General features: G+C 69.4%; 19 protein-coding genes. 10 read left to right on the plus strand and 9 right to left on the minus strand.

Annotation, left to right across the window (positions count from 1 at the left end; translation table 11 throughout):
- Positions 1 to 31: 31 nt before the first annotated feature.
- The 4 genes from FHS29_RS04575 to FHS29_RS04590 form a co-directional block, all read right to left on the minus strand.
- Positions 32 to 718 (minus strand): EthD domain-containing protein, encoded by a 687-nt coding sequence (locus FHS29_RS04575; RefSeq protein WP_184688456.1) that lies wholly within the window; start codon positions 716 to 718, stop codon positions 32 to 34.
- Between the two features lie 11 nt (positions 719 to 729).
- On the minus strand, positions 730 to 1,038 hold the full coding sequence (locus tag FHS29_RS04580; protein WP_184688458.1) for a muconolactone Delta-isomerase family protein: 309 nt from the start codon (positions 1,036 to 1,038) through the stop codon (positions 730 to 732).
- Between the two features lie 4 nt (positions 1,039 to 1,042).
- Positions 1,043 to 2,500 carry an ankyrin repeat domain-containing protein gene (locus FHS29_RS04585; protein WP_184688460.1) on the minus strand — a complete coding sequence of 486 codons (1,458 nt, stop codon included), beginning with the start codon at positions 2,498 to 2,500 and terminating at the stop codon, positions 1,043 to 1,045.
- A 207-nt stretch (positions 2,501 to 2,707) separates the two neighbouring features.
- The gene (locus FHS29_RS04590) at positions 2,708 to 3,619 is read right to left on the minus strand and encodes an alpha/beta hydrolase (RefSeq protein ID WP_184688462.1); all 912 of its coding nucleotides are present in this window, start codon (positions 3,617 to 3,619) and stop codon (positions 2,708 to 2,710) included.
- A 220-nt stretch (positions 3,620 to 3,839) separates the two neighbouring features.
- Between FHS29_RS04590 and FHS29_RS04595 the strand changes: the two genes are divergently transcribed.
- Positions 3,840 to 5,240: an FAD-dependent monooxygenase gene (locus FHS29_RS04595; protein WP_184688464.1), complete on the plus strand. Its 1,401-nt coding sequence runs from the start codon at positions 3,840 to 3,842 to the stop codon at positions 5,238 to 5,240.
- Between the two features lie 5 nt (positions 5,241 to 5,245).
- Here FHS29_RS04595 and FHS29_RS04600 read toward each other — a convergent pair whose 3' ends face one another.
- Positions 5,246 to 6,463, minus strand: coding sequence for a phosphotransferase (locus FHS29_RS04600; protein WP_184688466.1), 1,218 nt, complete (start codon positions 6,461 to 6,463; stop codon positions 5,246 to 5,248).
- A 97-nt stretch (positions 6,464 to 6,560) separates the two neighbouring features.
- Positions 6,561 to 8,285 carry a maltose alpha-D-glucosyltransferase gene (gene treS, locus FHS29_RS04605; protein ID WP_184688468.1) on the minus strand — a complete coding sequence of 575 codons (1,725 nt, stop codon included), beginning with the start codon at positions 8,283 to 8,285 and terminating at the stop codon, positions 6,561 to 6,563.
- Between the two features lie 282 nt (positions 8,286 to 8,567).
- Between treS and FHS29_RS04610 the strand changes: the two genes are divergently transcribed.
- The 4 genes from FHS29_RS04610 to mdlC all read left to right on the plus strand — a co-directional run bounded on the left by FHS29_RS04610 (position 8,568) and on the right by mdlC (position 12,177).
- Positions 8,568 to 9,053, plus strand: a complete 486-nt coding sequence (locus tag FHS29_RS04610; protein ID WP_184688470.1) for a cupin domain-containing protein — start codon at positions 8,568 to 8,570, stop codon at positions 9,051 to 9,053.
- Between the two features lie 19 nt (positions 9,054 to 9,072).
- The gene (locus FHS29_RS04615) at positions 9,073 to 9,369 is read left to right on the plus strand and encodes an antibiotic biosynthesis monooxygenase family protein (RefSeq protein ID WP_184688473.1); all 297 of its coding nucleotides are present in this window, start codon (positions 9,073 to 9,075) and stop codon (positions 9,367 to 9,369) included.
- Positions 9,370 to 9,371: 2 nt separating this feature from the next.
- Entirely contained in the window at positions 9,372 to 10,331 is a 960-nt protein-coding gene (locus FHS29_RS04620; protein ID WP_221455290.1) for an NADP-dependent oxidoreductase, read from the plus strand.
- Between the two features lie 223 nt (positions 10,332 to 10,554).
- Positions 10,555 to 12,177, plus strand: coding sequence for a benzoylformate decarboxylase (gene mdlC, locus FHS29_RS04625; protein ID WP_184688475.1), 1,623 nt, complete (start codon positions 10,555 to 10,557; stop codon positions 12,175 to 12,177).
- A 405-nt stretch (positions 12,178 to 12,582) separates the two neighbouring features.
- Here the strand turns inward: mdlC and FHS29_RS04630 are convergent, their stop codons facing one another.
- Genes FHS29_RS04630 through FHS29_RS04640 form a run of 3 tightly spaced genes read right to left on the minus strand, consistent with a single transcriptional unit; the run spans position 12,583 to position 14,730 of the window.
- Positions 12,583 to 13,818 (minus strand): MFS transporter, encoded by a 1,236-nt coding sequence (locus FHS29_RS04630; RefSeq protein ID WP_184688476.1) that lies wholly within the window; start codon positions 13,816 to 13,818, stop codon positions 12,583 to 12,585.
- A 40-nt stretch (positions 13,819 to 13,858) separates the two neighbouring features.
- Positions 13,859 to 14,272, minus strand: a complete 414-nt coding sequence (locus FHS29_RS04635) for a GlcG/HbpS family heme-binding protein (RefSeq protein ID WP_184688478.1) — start codon at positions 14,270 to 14,272, stop codon at positions 13,859 to 13,861.
- A gap of 35 nt (positions 14,273 to 14,307) precedes the next feature.
- A complete protein-coding gene (locus FHS29_RS04640; RefSeq protein ID WP_184688480.1) occupies positions 14,308 to 14,730 on the minus strand; it encodes a nuclear transport factor 2 family protein in 423 nt (140 codons plus the stop codon).
- Positions 14,731 to 15,017: 287 nt separating this feature from the next.
- Here FHS29_RS04640 and FHS29_RS04645 point away from each other — a divergent pair, with 287 nt between their 5' ends.
- From FHS29_RS04645 to FHS29_RS04665, 5 genes are all read left to right on the plus strand, one after another.
- Entirely contained in the window at positions 15,018 to 15,263 is a 246-nt protein-coding gene (locus FHS29_RS04645) for a hypothetical protein (RefSeq protein WP_184688482.1), read from the plus strand.
- Between the two features lie 58 nt (positions 15,264 to 15,321).
- Entirely contained in the window at positions 15,322 to 16,206 is an 885-nt protein-coding gene (locus FHS29_RS04650) for a TIGR03619 family F420-dependent LLM class oxidoreductase (protein ID WP_221455291.1), read from the plus strand.
- 399 nt (positions 16,207 to 16,605) lie between these two features.
- Positions 16,606 to 17,280, plus strand: coding sequence for a class I SAM-dependent methyltransferase (locus tag FHS29_RS04655; protein WP_184688660.1), 675 nt, complete (start codon positions 16,606 to 16,608; stop codon positions 17,278 to 17,280).
- Positions 17,241 to 17,564 carry a hypothetical protein gene (locus FHS29_RS04660; RefSeq protein ID WP_184688484.1) on the plus strand — a complete coding sequence of 108 codons (324 nt, stop codon included), beginning with the start codon at positions 17,241 to 17,243 and terminating at the stop codon, positions 17,562 to 17,564. The genes FHS29_RS04655 and FHS29_RS04660 overlap by 40 nt, the downstream gene beginning before the upstream one ends.
- A gap of 126 nt (positions 17,565 to 17,690) precedes the next feature.
- Complete coding sequence (locus FHS29_RS04665) at positions 17,691 to 17,939, plus strand: hypothetical protein (RefSeq protein WP_184688486.1); 249 nt, start codon at positions 17,691 to 17,693, stop codon at positions 17,937 to 17,939.
- Positions 17,940 to 17,948 lie beyond the last annotated feature (9 nt).

The following is a 17,948-nucleotide window of genomic DNA, read 5'->3' on the forward strand; positions in this document are numbered from 1 at the left end:
CGTGTGCGGGCACGTTCGGCGTGATGCCCGGTCAGCGGGCCTCGGGTCCGATGACCCAGTGCTCCTCGGTGATCATCCGGTGGATGTAGCGCGGCTCCACGAAGGACTTCAAGTCCTCCTCCGCGGCCTTGAACTCCGGAGAGGCGAGAGCCGCGTCCAACGAAGCGAGGTCGTCGAAGTACAACTGATAGGCGGCATCGAGCACAGCCTCGCCGATGCCGTAGGCACCGTCCACCGTGGTGCCCTGGATGTACCGCCGCAAGCCGGGGACCTGAAGCACGAGATCGGCGTGCTCACCGAGGCTCCGCTTGCGGAAGTCCTCCAGCGGCAGGCCTTCCTTGCGCTTCACGAGCACGACCAGCTTGACACCGCCGGCGGCCTCGTCGCCCTCCAGCACGATGTGCACGTCGGTGTCGAGCACGAGCGAGCGCCAGAACGCGGCCCACTTGGGCTCGTCGAGACGTGCGCCCTCGAGGAATTCGGGAGTCTGCAGCGACTCCAGCTGCTCCTGCGCGTTGCGCAGCCAGATCTCCGCGATGCCACTCCACAGGGGCTCCTCGGTCTCGCCGGGAATGGCCACCCTGGTGGCGATCAGGTACTTGCGGATCTGCGGGATCTTGCCGGCGAACTGGACCGCGTGGACCTCCAGCCAGTACTTCTGGAACTCCTGCTCGGTCATGCCGGGCTTGGGGTGGGCGAAGATCAGTTGGTGGATCATGCGGTGTCTCCTCAAACCTTGTACTTCTTGATGACGTCGTCCGCGAACCCCAGGTAGTCCCGGAGCGGCCAGACCTCTTCGAACTCCAGGTACTCGCGCATCGGGAGCCTGCCGAGCGCGGTGCGATCGAGCTCTTCGGCGTCCGGCGAGTCGATGATGGCGATGACCCGCTTCTGGGCCGCCACCTTCCAGATACCCACGCAGAAGCCGGAGTCGAGCGTCTCCTGGGCGTGCAAGGCCTCTTCGGCCTCCACCTCCCAGAGCTCGTCGAGCGTGATCCGACCTTCGTGCATCCACTTCATCTGCACGTAGAACAGCATGTCGTCACCTCTCGTCTGCCGCGGCCTCGGTCGCGATCCGGCGGGTCAGGGGGTTGTCGGCGCCGAGCGCCTCGGTGGCGAGGTCGAGCGGCGTCTTGCCGTCGTGGCCGAGCAGGTCGAGGCGGGCGCCCGCGGTCACGAGGATCGCGGCGCACTCCTCGTAGCCGTGCCACAGGGCGTCGTGCAGCGGGGTGTAGCCGTTGGTGGCGCCCTGGAAGTCCAAGTCCACGCCGGGCCGCGACGCGATCAGTTCAGTGAGCGCGACGTGTCCGTTGTAGACGGCCTTGTGCAGCGGAACCGCGCCGAACGTGGGCTCGGTGGCGTTGACGTCCGCGCCCGCTTCCAGCAGGAGCTTCGCGATCTCGGTGTGCCCGTCACGGGCCGCCACCAGCAGTGCGGTGTGGGCGTCGTTGAAGCCGTTGACGATCGGGAACAGCTCGTCGACCTCGACACCTTCGGCGAGCAGCGCGCGCACGGCTTCGACATCGCCCGTGGCAGTGGCGGCCATCAAGCGGTGGCCCGCGGCACGCTCGTCGTCGCCGGCCTGGCGGGCCTTCAAGTACTGCTCCGCCAACAACAAGCGGTCCTTGCCGCTGGTGTTCACGTTGAGCTCGTAATCGAAGTGCTCCTTGAGCGTGAACCCGTAGTGCGTGGAGATGTTGAGCCCGGTGCCCTGGTCCAGCAGGTACTTCGCGATGTCCGGGTACTTGAACCACAGCGCGTCCATCAGCGGCGTGTGACCTGTGGTCGTGGCGACGGCGTCGACGAACGCGCCCGCCTCGACCAGCGCTCGCACGACGTCGAGGCTGCCGCCCTGGCAGGCCTTGTGCAACGCGGTCGCGCCCGCGCCGCTGTCAGCGGTGTACACGTCGGCGCCCGCGTCGAGCAGCAGCCGCACCAGTCGCGGGTCGGCCTTGCCCGCCGCGATCAGCAACGGGGTGAGTCCGCTGGCCGGGTCGCGGTGGTCGACGTGGGCGCCTGCCGCGAGCAGCTCGGCGACCAGGTCGCTGTCGCCCGCCCACGACGCGGCGATCAACCGCTCCTCACGGTCGGCGTTGAACGCGGCGACCTCGTCGTTCGGGTCGAAGTAGACCTTCCAACCGATGATCCTGCCGCTGTCGTCGACGACGAGCTTGTGCGAGTCCTCGATCTCGAACGTCTCACCGGTGCGGGTGTGGACGGCCTTGGTGTAGATCACCGCGAACGCGGTGTCGCCCTCGGCGCGCAGGTCCCGCAGCTCGTACTCGAGCACCTCGGTGGTCTCGCCGCGCACCTGGAAGGCGCGGGTGACCGCGTCGACGCCGTAGTGCACGCCGAGGTACGGGATGACCGCGTTCCACTTGTCCTTCGGCAGCTCGAACTCGATCTTGTCGGACAGCGCGGACAGCGCCGAGGTGAGATCGCCGTTCTCCAGGTCGGTGAAGTACTTCTCCACCACCTGACGGGTTTGCTGGGTGCTCATCACGCACTCCTGTTCGTGTTCCGATGCGGTTCGACTCGACAGGTGGTGAAGACGGACCATCCTGGTTCCCCCGTCCTGGACTCTCGCCCATGAATGGCCCTCGCGGCAGTCCTGCGCGCCACGAGCGCGGCACTCCGTCGGATTGGGATCGCCGAGACCGAACGCACCGGGAAAGGCAAGTCGCACTGCACGCAGTGCGGTCGGGAATCAGCGCCCGGCGGTGACGGGCGCGCTGCCGTGGAAGTGCTCGGCGACGGCCGCCAGCGCCAGCGACGCCGGGTCCTGGTCGTAGAAGTCGAACTGGATCCCCGAGAGCCAGCGCAGCTCGCCCGGTCCGGCCAGCCGGGCCTGGAAACGGCGGGCGCCGTCCGGGATCGCCGCGTCGGGGCTGTGCACCAGCAGCGTCGGCGCGGTGATCCGGGCGGCCGCCGAGATGGGGTCGAAGCGCAGCCAGCCGGGCCACGCCATCACGGCGAACCGGTTGGACCACTCGGCGATGCCGCCGCGGGCGGGGTCGAGGTAGTACTCGCAGCGGCCGTACATCGCAGCCGCCTCCTCGGTATCGCTGGACACCGGCACGTAGTCGACGCGTCCGGTGCGCTCGTACTCGCGCGCCGCCGCGTCGCCGCGCCGGATCCGGGACCGCACGCCGTCCGCGCCGCCGTACACGGCCTCGACGAGCGCGGCGTCGTGCAGCCACGGCGCGACCAGGCCGAGCGAGGTCACCCGGCGGTCCTCGGCGGCGGCGACCGCGGCGTACCCGGCCCCGGCGCACACGCCGAGCAGGCCGATCGCGTGGGAGTCGACGTCGGGGTGGCCCTCGAGGAACGTGATCGCGTTGCGGAGGTCCTCGATCTTGCGGACCGGCGACTCGAAGTCCCTGGGCAGGCCGCCCGACTCGCCGTAGCCGCGGAAGTCGAACGCGAGCGCGGCGATCCCGCGCGCGGCGAGGCCGGCGGCGTACCCGCCCGCCATCTGCTCTTTCACCGTCGACCACGAACCCGCCACGGCGACGGCCCGGACGGGGCCGGAGGCGCCGGTGGGCAGGTGCAGGTTCCCGACCAGCAGATCACCACCACTGCGAAAGGCGATCCGTTCGACACGGGCGGAATGCGGCATGGCTGTCACCTTCTCATCAATCGACCACGGATAGCTCGTCCGTCAAGGTAAAATGGGTTCAGCGCGAATTTTCGGTGGCCCTCCCGGTACCAGGTTCAGACCGGGAATGCGCAGGTCGAGTACTTCCACTACTTCGTGTAATTTGTGTTGCCGCGGCACGACCGGGTACTCCAAGGTCGAAAGGGCGCTCTCCTTTCCCCTGCCACCCCGAGGAGCTGCCATGACGAGATCACTGCCCTTGAGCACCGACGTGCTCGCGGTCGGCGCGGGACCGGCGGGACTGGCTTTGGGCTGCGCGCTGCGGGCGTCGGGCGTCGACCACGTCCTGGTCGACCGCGCTGCCGCACCCGCCCGGCATTCGCGGGCCGCCATCGTGCACGCGCGCACGTTGGAATTGCTGGCGCTCGTCGGCGCCGCGGACGACCTGGTCGCCTGCGGCCGTCCTGGCGCCACGGTCGCCGTGCACAGCCGCGACTCGGTGCTGCTGTCCGTGGACTTCGGCGGGCTCGACACCCCGTACCCGTTCGTGCTCGGCGTGCCGCAGGAGGCGACCGAACGCGTGCTCGACGCGCGCTTGCGGCAGCTGGGTGGCGTCGTGCACCGCTCGCACGCGCTGGTCGACGTGCGTCGACAGGAGTCCGGTGTCACGGCGATGGTGTCGGACGCCGAGGGCGTCGTGCACTCGGTGCGAGCCAGATACCTGGTGGGCTGCGACGGCCTGCACAGCGGGGTGCGCGACTGGTCCGGCATCCCGTTCCGCGGCCACACCGGGCCGCAGACGTTCGCGCTGGCCGAGGTCGAGATGGACTGGCCCGGCGCGCTCGACGCGTTCACGTACTTCCTGTCGGAGCAGGGCACCCTGCTGTTGTCGCCGATGCCGAACGGGAGGTTCCGGGTCGCGGCCCGCGTGCCCTGCGGCTCGCCCGCACCGGACCTGGCGCAGGTGCGCCGACTCCTCGACGCGGGCGGACCCCGCGGCGCGGCCGAGCGGGTGCGCGGGCTGGACGTGAGTTCCACCTGGCAGGTGCAGTACCGGCTGGCCGAGGCGTTCCGCGCCGGGCCGGTGTTCCTGGTCGGCGACGCGGCCCACGTGCACAGCCCGGTAGGCGGACTCGGCATGAACGTCGGCATCCAGGACGCGCTGAACCTGGCGTGGAAGCTGGCCTCGGTGCTCGACGGCACCGCCGCCGAGGCGTTGCTGGACACCTACGACGCCGAACGCCGCCCCGTCGCCGAGGGCACGCTGGCGTTCACCGAACGAGTCACCGAGGTCACCACAACCGGGTCGACCGCGATGCGCGACGACGTGCTGAGCGCGCTCGGGTCCACCCCGCGCTTCACGTCGTGGCTCGCGAACCGGTTGGCGCAACTGGACATCCGGTACGACGGGTCCGCAGAGCGCGTGCGTCCGTGGCCGACCACGCAGGCCCGGTACGGCTGGTCCCTGCTGGTCGCGGCCGAAGGCGTCGCGGCGGCCCGTGCGGCGGCCGAGCACACCCCGGTTCTCGTGGGCCGCGCCGACCACCTGCCGCAAGCGGTGCTCGTGCGACCGGACGGGTACACCGCGGCAACCGCGCCGCACGCCGAAGCACACCGCTTGCTCGGACGATGGTCGCGGTGAGGTCGTCACCCCAGCACCTGCAAGGCCCGCAACGGGATCCCGACCCAGTCCGGCCGGTTGCGGGTCTCGTAGACCACCTCGTACACCGCCTTGTCCAGCTCGTAGGCGGTGAGCAGGGTGGCCTGCGCGGCGAGGTCGATGCCGGACGCCTCGGCGTACCCGTCGAGGAACGCGGTCCGCGCGGCCGCGGCCCACTCCGTCGTGCCACCGGCGTGGGCGGTAGCGTAGTCGAACGACCGCAGCATCCCCGCGACGTCGCGCAGTGGTGAGTGGAACACCCTGCGCTGCGCCAAAGAAGCCGACGGCTCGCCCTCGAAGTCGATCAGCAGCCAGCGGTCACCGGTCCGCAGCACCTGGCCCAGGTGCAGGTCGCCGTGCACCCGGTGCACGCGCTGGCCGGGCGACAGGTCGGCGACCGCCGTGAACGCGGCCCGCACCTGTGCGGCCTCGGTGGACAGCAGGGGCACCGCGCGCACCGCCTCCTCCAGCCGGAACAGCATGTCGCGGCTGAGCAGTCCAAGAGCGCTTCCGTCCATTGTAGACGTACCGAACGCTATGGCGAGCTGGCGGTGCGTTATAGCCACCGTGCCGCCCAACTCCTCGGCGTGGGCGGTGAAGTCCTGGTCCGCGCCCGCCAGCCGGGTCGCGAGGTCCCAGCCCTCGACCGCGTCGGCCATGAACGGGTGCAGCACGCCGAGCGTCGTCGTGGTGCCCGCCAGTTCGCCCTCGATCGCGCCGAGCACCGGCGCGATGTGCCCGCTGCCCGCCCGACCGAGTGCCCGGTGCACTTCGAGATCAGGGTTGAGCCCCGCCGCCAACCGGCGGAACAGCTTGAGGATGTACCGCTCCCCCAGCACGACGGAGGTGTTGGACTGCTCGGCGCCCAACTCGCGAGCGACCAGCCCGAGCCCCGGCAGCAGCCCACTGCGCGGCTCGGTGCGGCACCGCAGACCGTTGGCCGTGTGGTTGCTCGCGATCACGTCGAGCAAGGCGGAGGTCATGTCCGGGTCGGCCGTCCCGTCCCGCACGACGAACCCGCCGAACCGCGCCAGCACGTCGGTGCCGTCGGACGTGCTCCAGCGCAAGGACAACGGCACGTGGTAGTGCTCGACGTCGTCGCTGTCGGCGAACCGCGCGGCCACGATCGCGAGCAACCCCCGTGGCCCACCCACGTCCAGGCGGTCGAACGCCTCGACCAACGACACCACGTCGATCCGCCGCACGGTCCGCCCGCCGCCGCCGAATCACCGCCTGCCCGGCAGCCAGGACGCCAGCGCCCGACCCAACACCTCGGTGAACTCGACGGTGATCGCGGTCATCTCACTTCTCCTCGGCCGGTTCGAGCACGAGCCAGTAGAAACCGTGGCCCGACAACGTGAGCAGGTAGGGGAGTTCGCCGATGCGGGGGAACCGCGCGCCGCCGATCAGCTCGACCGGAGTGCGGCCCTCGTACTCGCGCAGGTCCAGTTCGACCGGCTGCGGGAAGCGCGACAGGTTGTTCACGCACAGCACGACCGTCTCCACGCCGTCCTCCGCGACGCAGCGCCGCTGGTAGGCCAGGACGCCGGGGTTGGACGCGCACAGCTCCAGGAACGTGCCGACCCCGAACACCGGGTTCGCGGCGCGGATCTGGAGCATCCGGCGCGTCCAGTGCAGCAGCGACGACGGGCTGTTGAGCTGCGCCTCGACGTTGACGCTCTGGTAGCCGTGCACGGCGTCCGCGATCACCGGCAGGTAGAGCCTGCCGGGGTCGGCCGTGGAGAAGCCCGCGTTGCGGTCGGGCGTCCACTGCATCGGCGTGCGGACACCGTCGCGGTCGCCGAGCCAGATGTTGTCGCCCATGCCGATCTCGTCGCCGTAGTACAGGACGGGCGAGCCGGGCAGGGACAACAACATCGCGGTGAACAGCTCCTGCTGATCGCGGTCGTTGTCCAGCAGCGGCGCCAGTCGCCGTCTGATGCCGATGTTCGCCTTCATCCGCGGGTCCTTGGCGTACTCCGCGTACATGTAGTCGCGTTCCTCGTCGCTGACCATCTCGAGCGTGAGCTCGTCGTGGTTGCGCAGGAAGATCCCCCACTGCGTGCCCGACGGGATCTCCGGCGTCTGCGCGAGGATTTCCGAGATGGGGAACCGCGACTCACGCCGGACCGCCATGAAGATGCGCGGCATCAACGGGAAGTGGAACGCCATGTGGCACTCGTCGCCGCCGACTGTCGCGTCGCCGAAGTAGTCGATGACGTCCGCGGGCCACTGGTTGGCCTCCGCGAGCAGCACCCGGCCGGGGTACTCGTCGTCCACGATCTTGCGGCAGCGCTTGAGGAAGTCGTGCGTGCGCGGCAGGTTCTCGCAGTTCGTACCCTCCTCCTCGAACAGGTAGGGCACGGCGTCGAGCCGAAAGCCGTCGATGCCGAGGTCCAGCCAGAACCGCAGCGTGTCCAGCATCGCCTCCTGCACCTGCGGGTTCTCGTAGTTGAGATCCGGCTGGTGGTTGAAGAAGCGGTGCCAGTAGAACTGCCCGCGCACCGGGTCGTAGGTCCAGTTCGACGTCTCGGTGTCCACGAAGATGACGCGCGCGTCGCCGTACTTCTGGTCGTCGTCGTTCCACACGTAGTAATCGCCGTAGGGCCCGTCGGGGTCGCGCCGGGACCGCTCAAACCACGGGTGCTGGTCCGAGGTGTGGTTCATGACCAGGTCGGTGACCACCCGGATGCCGCGCCGGTGCGCCTCGTCCAGCAGATACACGAAGTCCTCGACCGTGCCGAACTCCGGCAGCACCGCGCGGAAGTCGCTGATGTCGTACCCGCCGTCGCGCAGCGGCGACGCGTAGAACGGCGGCAGCCACAGGCACCCGACGCCGAGCCACTCCAGGTAGTCGAGCTTCTGCGCCAACCCGCGCAGGTCACCCGTCCCGCCGCCGTCGGAGTCGTGGAACGCCCGCGCGAGCACCTCGTAGAACACGACCTTCTTGAACCAGTCGGGGTCGACCCCCAAGGTCCGCGCGGACTCGAAGTCCTCCGACTCCGGTTCGATGAACACGCCGGTCATCGACCGACCACCAAGCCACTACCGAACACCGCGACCGCCTCCTCGACTCGCACTCTCCCCCACCACACTGAGGACGGGAACGGGATTTGACGAGAACTCGGAGGCCACTGCTCGGAGTTGACGCAGTACCCCGCAGTCCATACCGGACAGCTGTTCCTGGTAGTGGCAGTACCACCACAAACACGCGCTCCCGCCCAGCCCGCCGATGCGTCAGTGTGGGAGCGTCATCGTCGCTCTCGCGGACGACGGCGTGTCCACCCGTTCCCCACGGAGGAGAGAACGATGACCGCTACGGAAGCCAGGGTGGACGTCATCCACCACTCCAGGGGCGAAGGCCCGACGGTGTGGTTCGGCGACGCCATCTACACGTTCAAGGCCACCCACGAAACCACGAACGGGTCGTTGACGTTCGCGGAGGCGTCCGTGCCACCCGGCAGCGGCCCGCCGCCGCACGTCCATCCGCGCGCCGATGAGGCGTTCTTCATCCTCTCGGGTGAACTTGAATTCCTCAACGGCACGGAGACCTTCCGCGCGGGCGAGGGCGACTTCGTGTTCGTGCCGCGCGGCACCAGGCACTGCTTCCGCAACGTGGGCCTGCACGTGTCGCGACTGCTGTTCCTGTTCACGCCCAGCAGCGGCCTGGAGAACTTCTTCGGCGAGATCGGCAAGCCCGCGCAGGCGGGGGTCGCGCCCGCGCCGCTGACGGACGAGCAGAAGCGCCAGATCGTCGAACTGGCCCCGAAACACGGCCTGCGGCTCGCACTCTGACACCACACCGGGAGACACGATGAGCACCGTCGAGACGATCAGGTTCAAGCTGCGCGAGGGCATCGCGGACGAGGACTTCCTGCGCCGCAACCGCACGGTCGAGGCCGAGTACATGGCGAAGCGGCCCGGCTTCAAGTCCCGCCAGACCGCGGTCAGCGCGGACGGCGAGTACCTGGTGCAGGTGCACTGGGCGACCGCCGAGGACGCCGACGCCACCATCGCCGCGTTCTCCGGCGCGCCGGAGACGCAGGACTTCCTCGCCGCCGTGGACGTGTCCACGGTCGCGTCCGGCCGCTACCAGCTGGTGGACCACTGACCATGACGAACATCATGCGCGCGGCGGTCATCGACGCGTTCGGCCCGGCCGACACCCTCCGACTCACCGACCTCCCCGTCCCGGTGCCCGGCGAGGGCGAGGTGCTGATCCGGGTGCACGCGGCGGGGATCAACGCGATCGACTGGGCGTCGCGCGCGGGCCAGGGGGTCGGCGTCTCCGCCTTCCCCGCCGTGCTGGGCTGGGACCTGTCCGGCACGGTGGTCACCGGCACCGGTGTGACCGGCCCCCAGGCGGGCGACGAGGTGTTCGGCATGCCGCGCTTCCCCGCGTTGGCGGGCGCGTACGCCGAGTACGTGGTGAGCCCGGCGGACGAGGTGGTGCCCAAGCCGGACAACGTGGACCACCGCACAGCCGCGGCGGCGCCGATGGTCGGGATCACCGCGTGGCAGACGCTGTTCCGCCACGCGGGCCTGGAGAGGGGCCAGCGGGTGCTGGTGCACGGCGCCGCCGGCGGGGTCGGTCACGTGGCCGTGCAGCTCGCGGCCGGAACGGGGGCCGAGGTCGTCGGCACGGCGTCAGCCCGCAACCACGACTTCGTCGCCGGTCTGGGCGCGTCGCGAGTCGTGGACTACACCGCGGAACGGGTCGAGGACGTCGTGCGCGACATCGACGTGGTCGTTGACACGAGAGGTGGGGACGACGCCGTGCGGCTGCTGGACGTGCTGCGCCCCGGCGGCATCCTGGTCACGCTCAAGGGCCAGGACGACAAGCTCGACGCGACCGCCCGCGAACGCGGGCTGCGCACCGGCTACACGTACGTGAGCCCGGACGCCGAGGCGCTCGTGGACATCGCGCGGCGGCTGGCCGACGGCTCGCTGCGGATCGCGCTGGAGCAGGCGTTCCCGCTGGAGCGGGTGGCCGCCGCCCATGCCACCGGCGAGGAGGGCCACGTGCGCGGCAGGCTCGTGCTCGACGTGTATTCCGCGTCCGGCGGCAACTAACGAAGTGGTGCTGCGGGAAAGCGGGACGCTTGTGACCGATCGGGCGCTGGGACAGTATTTGGTCCGTAGGCGACCGATTCAGGTAGCGGAATGGAAATCGCACCGGTTCGCCGATCCCGGGGAGCAGGGGCGCATTCACCGCCGATGCGATCGCTGCCGATCCCCAACCACGACCGAGCCAGGAGTGTGGACGATGACAGGTGAAGAAAACGGTTCACAAACCGTGCGCGAAGCGACCCTGGATCTCTTTCGCGACCTGGGCCTCACGACGGTCTTCAGCAACCCGAGCCACACCGAGATGAAGTTGTTCGACAAGTGGCCGGACGACTTCAAGTTCATCATGGGCCTGCAGGAGGCCACGATCGTCGGCATGGCCGACGGTCACGCCCAGGCGACCGGCGAGCCGTCGCTGGTGATCATCAACGGTGGTCCCGGCGTGGGCAACGCGATGGGCGGCATCTACACCGCGGCCAGCGCGCACACCCCGATGGTGATCATCGGCGGCCAGCAGGCCCGCAAGCTGCTGATGGGCGAGCCGTTCCTCAAGGCCGGCGAGGCCACCCAGCTGCCCAAGCCCTACATCAAGTGGTCGGCGGAGCCCGCTCGTCCCCAGGACGTGCCCGCGCTGATCGAGAAGGCGTACCACATCGCCAAGCAGCAGCCCGCCGGTCCGGTGTTCATCGCCGTCCCGGAGGACGACTGGATCAGGCCCGCCGCGCCCACCGCGCACAAGGTCCGCAAGGTCGAGAGCGCGGTCGTGCCGGACCCGGCGGTGCTCGCCACCATCGCGGCCACGCTCGACAACGCCGAACGGCCCGCGCTGGTGGCGGGTCCTGGCGTGGAGATCGGCGGCGCGCGGCTCGACCTCGTGCAACTGGCCGAGAAGCTCAACGCCAGGGTGTACGGCAGCCCGGTGTGGCCGAGGGGCAGCTTCCCCGAGACGCACCCGCTGTTCGGCGGCGTCCTCGCGCCGATGCCGGAGCTGATCAACGCCAAGCTGGCCGAGCACGACGTGGTCGTGGTGCTGGGCAGCCCGACGTTCACGCTGTTCACGACGGTGGACCTGTTCAACCCGGCCCCGGCCCCGCTCGACCAGAGCGACGGGCCGAGCCTGGCGGAGGGCACGGAGTTCATCCACCTCACGGACAGCCCCGAGGCGGCCGCGTGGTCCATGGCGGCCTCCGCGTACGTCCTGCCGCCCGCGCAGGCGGTGCGGGACCTGGTGCCGCTGGTCCGCCGGCACGAGAAGGTGGCGCTGCCCTCCAACCGGGAGCCGGTCGCGGTGCCCGAGGCGTCCACGCCGCTCACCCAGGCGTACCTGTTCCACCTGCTCGCCCAGGAGCTGCCCTCCGACGCGCAGCTGTTCGAGGAGCTGCCGATCGCACGGGCGGACTTCCACGAGCAGATCCCGCTCGGTCCGGACAACGGCTACTTCGCCACGGCCAGTGGCGCGCTCGGCTTCCCCTTCGCGGGCGCCGTCGGCTACGCGGTCGCCCGTCCGGACCGCCGGGCCGTGGTCGTCATGGGCGAGGGTTCCGCGCAGTACACGATCCACGCGCTGTGGACCGCGGCCCAGCACAACCTGCCGGTCACCTTCATCATCCCGAACAACTCCGGCTACCTGTCGCTGAAGTACTACCTCGACGAGGACAGCCAGCAGGCCTGGCACGCCGGGTGGGACCTCAGCGGGGTCAACATGGCCGATCTGGCGCGCGGCTTCGGCTGTCCCGCCGAGCGCATCGAGTCCCCGGACTCGCTGCGCCAGTCGCTGAAGGCCGCCCTCAACGCGGACGGCCCGATGCTGCTGGACGTCGTCGTGCAGGACCCCGGCCTGTTCCGGCTGTAGATCCGCGCCGCGCACCCGCGCCCTCCGTCCGCACCCGGACGGAGGGCGCGGTTTTTTACCGACACCACGGAATGCGCCTGTCGGTATCCACTTCCTTGCCACCATTCCACCACTCCGAGACGATTCATTTGATTCCCGACGGATGATGCTGCCGGACGTGAATGGACTCGGTGGTCGTGCCGCACCGCCGGATTTCCTTGCCCGCCCCGGCGCGCAAGGCTTTTCTCCGCGCTGTCGTTGCCCGTGGCCGCCCAGCAGATCGGGCTGCAGAACGCCATCACCGCGTTCACCGTCGTGGTGGCGGCGCTGGTGCTGATGGCGATGGCGAGACTGCCGCACACCACACGTCGTGAGAAAGCCGATCGCCCCGAGCTCGGGGACTCGGGGCGATCGGATCTTCTCGCGTCAAGCGGTGACGGCGCCCGAGTTGGTCGGGACCGGGGCCTCCGGTGAAGATGCCGCGTCCGACACCTTGAGCAGGCCGATCGCCCACGTGGCGGGCAACGCGACCGCGCTGACGATGAGGGCCGTGAGAACCACGGCGTGCGCGCCGCTGGCGGCCAGCACCGCGCCACCCACGAGCGCGCCGACGGCGATGCCCGCGTTGACCGCGGAAGCGCCGAGCGTGGCCGCCAGGTCGCCGCCGGCGCCCGCCAACGTGATCACGCGCAGCTGCAGGGACGGGACGAGGCCGAACCCCACGAGACCCCACAGCGCCAATGTGATCGTGGCGAGGATCGGCGACCCACCGAACACGTAGAGCCCGGCGAACGCGATGATGAGCAGGATGTTGGCCACCACCAACGTCTTCGTCGCACTCTTGTCGGCGAACTTGCCGCCGAAGAACGTGCCGACCGCGCTGGCGACGCCGTACGCGAGCAGGAAGACGCTGATCAGCGAGCCCGAGATGCCGGTGATCTCCTCCAAATACGGCGCCAGGTACGTGAGCGCCGTGAACTGGCCGCCCAGCAACAGGAAACCGACCAGGAGCGTGGCGATGACCGGGAACGCGAACGCCGACCTGGCCTGCGCGCCGATCCCGGCGGAACCGGGGCTCCGCACCGGCGGCACCAGCAGCAGCGTCGCGGCCAGCGCGATCACACCGAGGATGACGATGCCGACGAACGCGGCCTGCCACCCGAGCGCCTGCCCGACCAGTGTGCCCAGCGGCACGCCGAGCACGGTCGACACGGCGATGCCGCCGAAAACCATCGCCATGGCCTGACCGCGCCGCTCCGCGGGCACCAGCACCGCCGCGACCGTGGACGCGACACCGATGAAGAGGCCGTGGATCGACCCGGTCAGCACCCGCGCGATCAGCAGCGCGCCGAAGCTCACCGAGATCACCGCGACCAGGTTGCCGACGATGTAGACCGCCAACGCCAGCCACAGCAGGAACTTGCGGCCCAGCTTGATGGTCAGCGCCGTGATGATCGGGCCGCCGATCGAGATGCCGAGCGCGTAGGCCGTGACGAGTTGCCCCGCCGTGCTCACCGACACCGAGAGATCGTCGGCGATGAGGTTCAGGATGCCGACGACCACGAGTTCCGCCGTGCCGATGACAAACGAACCCAGCGCCAGCGCCACCAGCGCCACAGTGCTCCGCGGATGCCCCGCCCCCGGCTGCATGGTCGTACTCATGTGCACCTACCTCTTCTCCTGTGATGTCCGGCTGTTCCAGTCAGGCGCCGACCGGGGCCGACGCGGCCAGACCGGCTTCGGCGATCGGCTGGTCCTCGCCGCCCTTGCCGCCGGAGACGCCGATCGCGCCCACGACCTCGCCGTCGACCGTGATCGGCGCGCCGCCGGGCAGGATCGCCACGTTCGGCTGCGCGGACAGGCCCGCCAGCAGCGGCGGGATGCCCGCCGCGAACTCCATGAAGTCCTGGGTGGAGACCCCGAGGCCGGCCGATGTGATCGCCTTGTTGGTCGCCAGACCGGTGTTGAAGAACGACGCGCCGTCCATCCGCGCGAACGCCTTCACGTGGCCACCGTCGTCCACGATGGAAATGGACACGCTGACGCCGAGTTGCTCCGCGTGCGCCAACGCCGCATCGAGCACACGTCGCGCGTACTGCGTGGAAAGGGAAACCATCGAACCGCTCCTCGTGTTCTTCGGGGGTGCGTGAACTACTTGTAGGAGACTTCGAGCATGCCGAAAGAGGTGCCTGCGAGAATGGGGTCGAAGTACTCCCAGTACTCGTGGATCAAGCCCGCCTCGTCGAACTTGAAGATGCCCAGGTAGCTGTTGCGGTACATCCCGCCGTCGTCCTTGAGCACCAGTTCCCCGTCGAAGCGCGCGAGGACGGTGTCACCGTCCACCCACGTCTCCCTGATCGGGAAGCTCAGGCTCTCGAACAGGCCGGGAGTGCCCCTCCAGCGCTCGAAGATCGCCGCCTTGCCGACCAGTCGGTGCGGGAACATCTCCGTGCCGTACGGGTAGTAGTGATCCGCGTCCTCGGCCCAGAGCTCGATCCACGACGCCGTGTCCTTCTCCTCCAGCAAACGCAGGAAGGTGGCCACGGTCGCGACATTCCGGCTTTTGTCGGCCATGCGATTCACCCCAGTCGTCCGTTCACGTGGGAACAGGATCCCGCCCGCACGGGTGGCGGAACCAGAACGGAGTGGTCGTGGTACTCCAAGTACCAGGATGAGGGTCGACGTTCACGCAGGTCAGCACCGTCCCGCAGAAGTGCGGACCACCCATTCGGGTGACCGGTCGCGATGTCCGACCGGAAATTTCGTATGGTCAACACTTCGTTCGGTTCCCGTTGGACAACCCCGCCGATTTCGGTACGGTCCGAAAGTCCGCACGCTCGACCAGGAATGCAGGAGGGCCGATGACTTCCACCTTGCCCGTCGTGGCCACCGCCTTGCGCTCGGCCGTGCGTGGCAACGTCCTGGTCGCCGCGGACCCTGCCTACGACGGCGCCCGCCGGGTCTGGAACGGCCTGGTGGACCGCTACCCGGCGGTGATCGCCCGCTGCGTCGACACCGCCGACGTGGTGGCCGCCGTGCGCAGCTGGGGCCGGACGACCAGGAACGCACCCGAGCGACCTTCGGCGAGAACCTGTCCAAGTCGTTGACCCCCAAGCAACTCCTCGATCCCGACGGAGTTTTCACCGCTGTACCGACCCTCGAGGGATGACGATGCGCTTCGGCGTCTCACTGGAACCGTCCAAGCCCGCCGACGCCGTCGCCGTCGCCCGTTCCGCAGAACAGCTGGGCTACGACTACGTCATGATGTCGAGCCACGTGCTGGCGAACAACGGCGGCTCAGCACTGGACCCGTTGGTGCTGCTGTCCTTCGTCGCCGGCGCCACCGCCCGAATCGGTGTGGCCACCAGCATCCTGGTGCTGCCGTACTACGACCCGGTGGTGCTGGCGAACCAGACGGCGACGTTGGACGTCCTGTCCGGCGGCCGGTTCACCCTCGCGGTGGGCACGGGCTGGAACCCGGACGAGTTCGCGGCGGTGGGCGTACCCGTGGCCGAACGCGGCTCCCGAACCGACGAGGGCCTGGCGGTGCTCCGCGCCTTGTGGAGTGGCTCGGCGGTCGACTTCGCGGGCAAGCACACCACGTTCCAGCAAGCCCGCATCGGCGTGCAGCCCCACACGCCGGGCGGCCCCCGAGTGTGGGTGGGCGGCCACAGCGACGCCGCGCTGCGCCGGGCGCTCCGCACCGCCGACGGGTGGCACGGCGCCGGCGTGGACTACCAGGCCATGCAGGACATCCACCACAGGCTGGCCAGACTGGGCGACGAGACAGGCCGCGACCCGGCAACGCTGGAACTGACGACCGTGGCGTTCGTCCAACCCCCCGGCTTCCCACGAACCGGCCCTCTACCGGGCCCTGGCCTGGGTGGAGACGCACCGACAGCAACACGTCTGGTGGACGAACTCTCGCTACTGCAAGAGGCCGGGATCAACACGGTCTCGCTGTGGATGCCACTGGCACCGGACCACACCCCGGCCGCCCTGGCCTGGCTGGCCGACGAGGTCATGTCCAAAATGGACAGCTCAAAATAGCGGCAGGCGTGCCGAGCCAAGGCGCCCCGTCGATCGGGTCGCCGTCGCTCGAAGTCGCGTTCACCGTCGCCAGAGTGCCGCTCGAGGACGCCTCGCGGCACCCGTGATGCTGCTCGGATGAGCCGATCGGTCGCTCGACGGGGTGCACGAGATGGCTGCGCACCACCAACCCGCACCTGCTGATCACCCAGCAAAGCGCCACCGACAACCGCAACCGGCCGATGCACGCCGTCAGCAAGCCACCCACCCCGACCTCGCACGACCTGACCCCACCCAAGCCTGGTGATCGTTACCCTCCAGGCAAGCCGGTCAACAGGGGAGGCACGAGTGGCCGCAGCAGAACTCTACGACGACATCGGTGCGGGATACTCGCTGGGACGGCGCACCGACCCGCGGTGGATGACAGCCATCCTCGCCGCGCTAGGCAACGCGCGGTCCATCGCCGACGTGGGCGCGGGCACCGGATCCTACGAGCCGGACGATCGGACAGTCCTCGCCATCGAACCGTCCACCGAGATGATTCGCCAACGACAGCCTACCGCCGCGCCCGCCGTTCGCGCGGTCGCCGAAGCACTCCCGGTCCGTGACCACGCAGTCGACGCCGCACTGGCCGTGCTCACCGTCCACCACTGGACCGACTGGCGACACGGGCTCGCCGAACTACGGCGAATAGCGCCGCGTCAAGTCGTCCTCGCCTACGACACCAACCGACACACCGAGTTCTGGCTCGTCCGCGAGTACATCCCCGAGATCGCCGACCTGGAACTGTCCCGCCCCTCCGCAAACGACATCGCGAACGAACTGAGCGCCGACAGCATCACACCGCTGCCGCTGCCATGGGACTTCACCGACGGCGTTTTCCCGGCCTACTGGCGACGCCCGGCCACCTACCTCGACCCCCGAGTCCGCCGCACCTGCTCCGCACTCGCGCAAACCGACCCCAGTGCCGTCGACCGAGGCCTACGCCGCCTCCGCGCAGACCTCGACAACGGCCGATGGCACGAACGACACCAAGACCTGCTCGACCTCGAGCAGTGGGACGCCGGCTTCCGACTCATCATCTCGCGCACCTGAGACAGGTAGCTGCGCGAGGCGCTCTGGGCCTGGGCGAACGTCGAGACTCTGCGGCACACCGGAATCCGGCACGAAGAGACCAAGCCCTGCTCGCCACCAACCCCGCCGACCTCGGCGCCGACTACGTCGCCGACTACGACGCCGCCGTCCGCGACACCACCATTCCCAACAACCTCCAAGCCCAATACCTCACCAACGGCGTCCCGAACGGGGCCTACCACAACCAACTCGCCCAGTACCTCGCCGACGCCGTCAACGACTTCCCACCACGCGCCGAACTCTGACGCATCCGAACCACTGACGTGCCCGGCCGACCGCGGAAGGACGACCGGGCACGTCAGCTGCGCCACGAGGTCGCCGTGTTGCGACGGCCCAGTTCTCGCCCGCGGCTGGACTGGGCCGACCGCGCGGTGCTCGCCGCACCGGCGCGCCGACTCCCCCGGCTACTGCGCCAGCACCGGCTGGTCACACCGAACACCCTCATGCGTTGGCACCAGCGCCTGGTCGCGAAGAAGCGGATCTACCCGGACCAAACCAGACGGCCACCGATCGACAGCGCCCTGGTGGTGTTGATCGAGCGGATGGCGCAGGAGAACAACAGCCGAAGCTTCGGCACCGCCACCGACCCCGACGGAGCCTGTCTGAAGGAACGATCTTGACAACTGCAC

The organism is Saccharothrix tamanrassetensis, from assembly GCF_014203665.1.
GTDB classification, from domain to species: domain Bacteria; phylum Actinomycetota; class Actinomycetes; order Mycobacteriales; family Pseudonocardiaceae; genus Actinosynnema; species Actinosynnema tamanrassetense.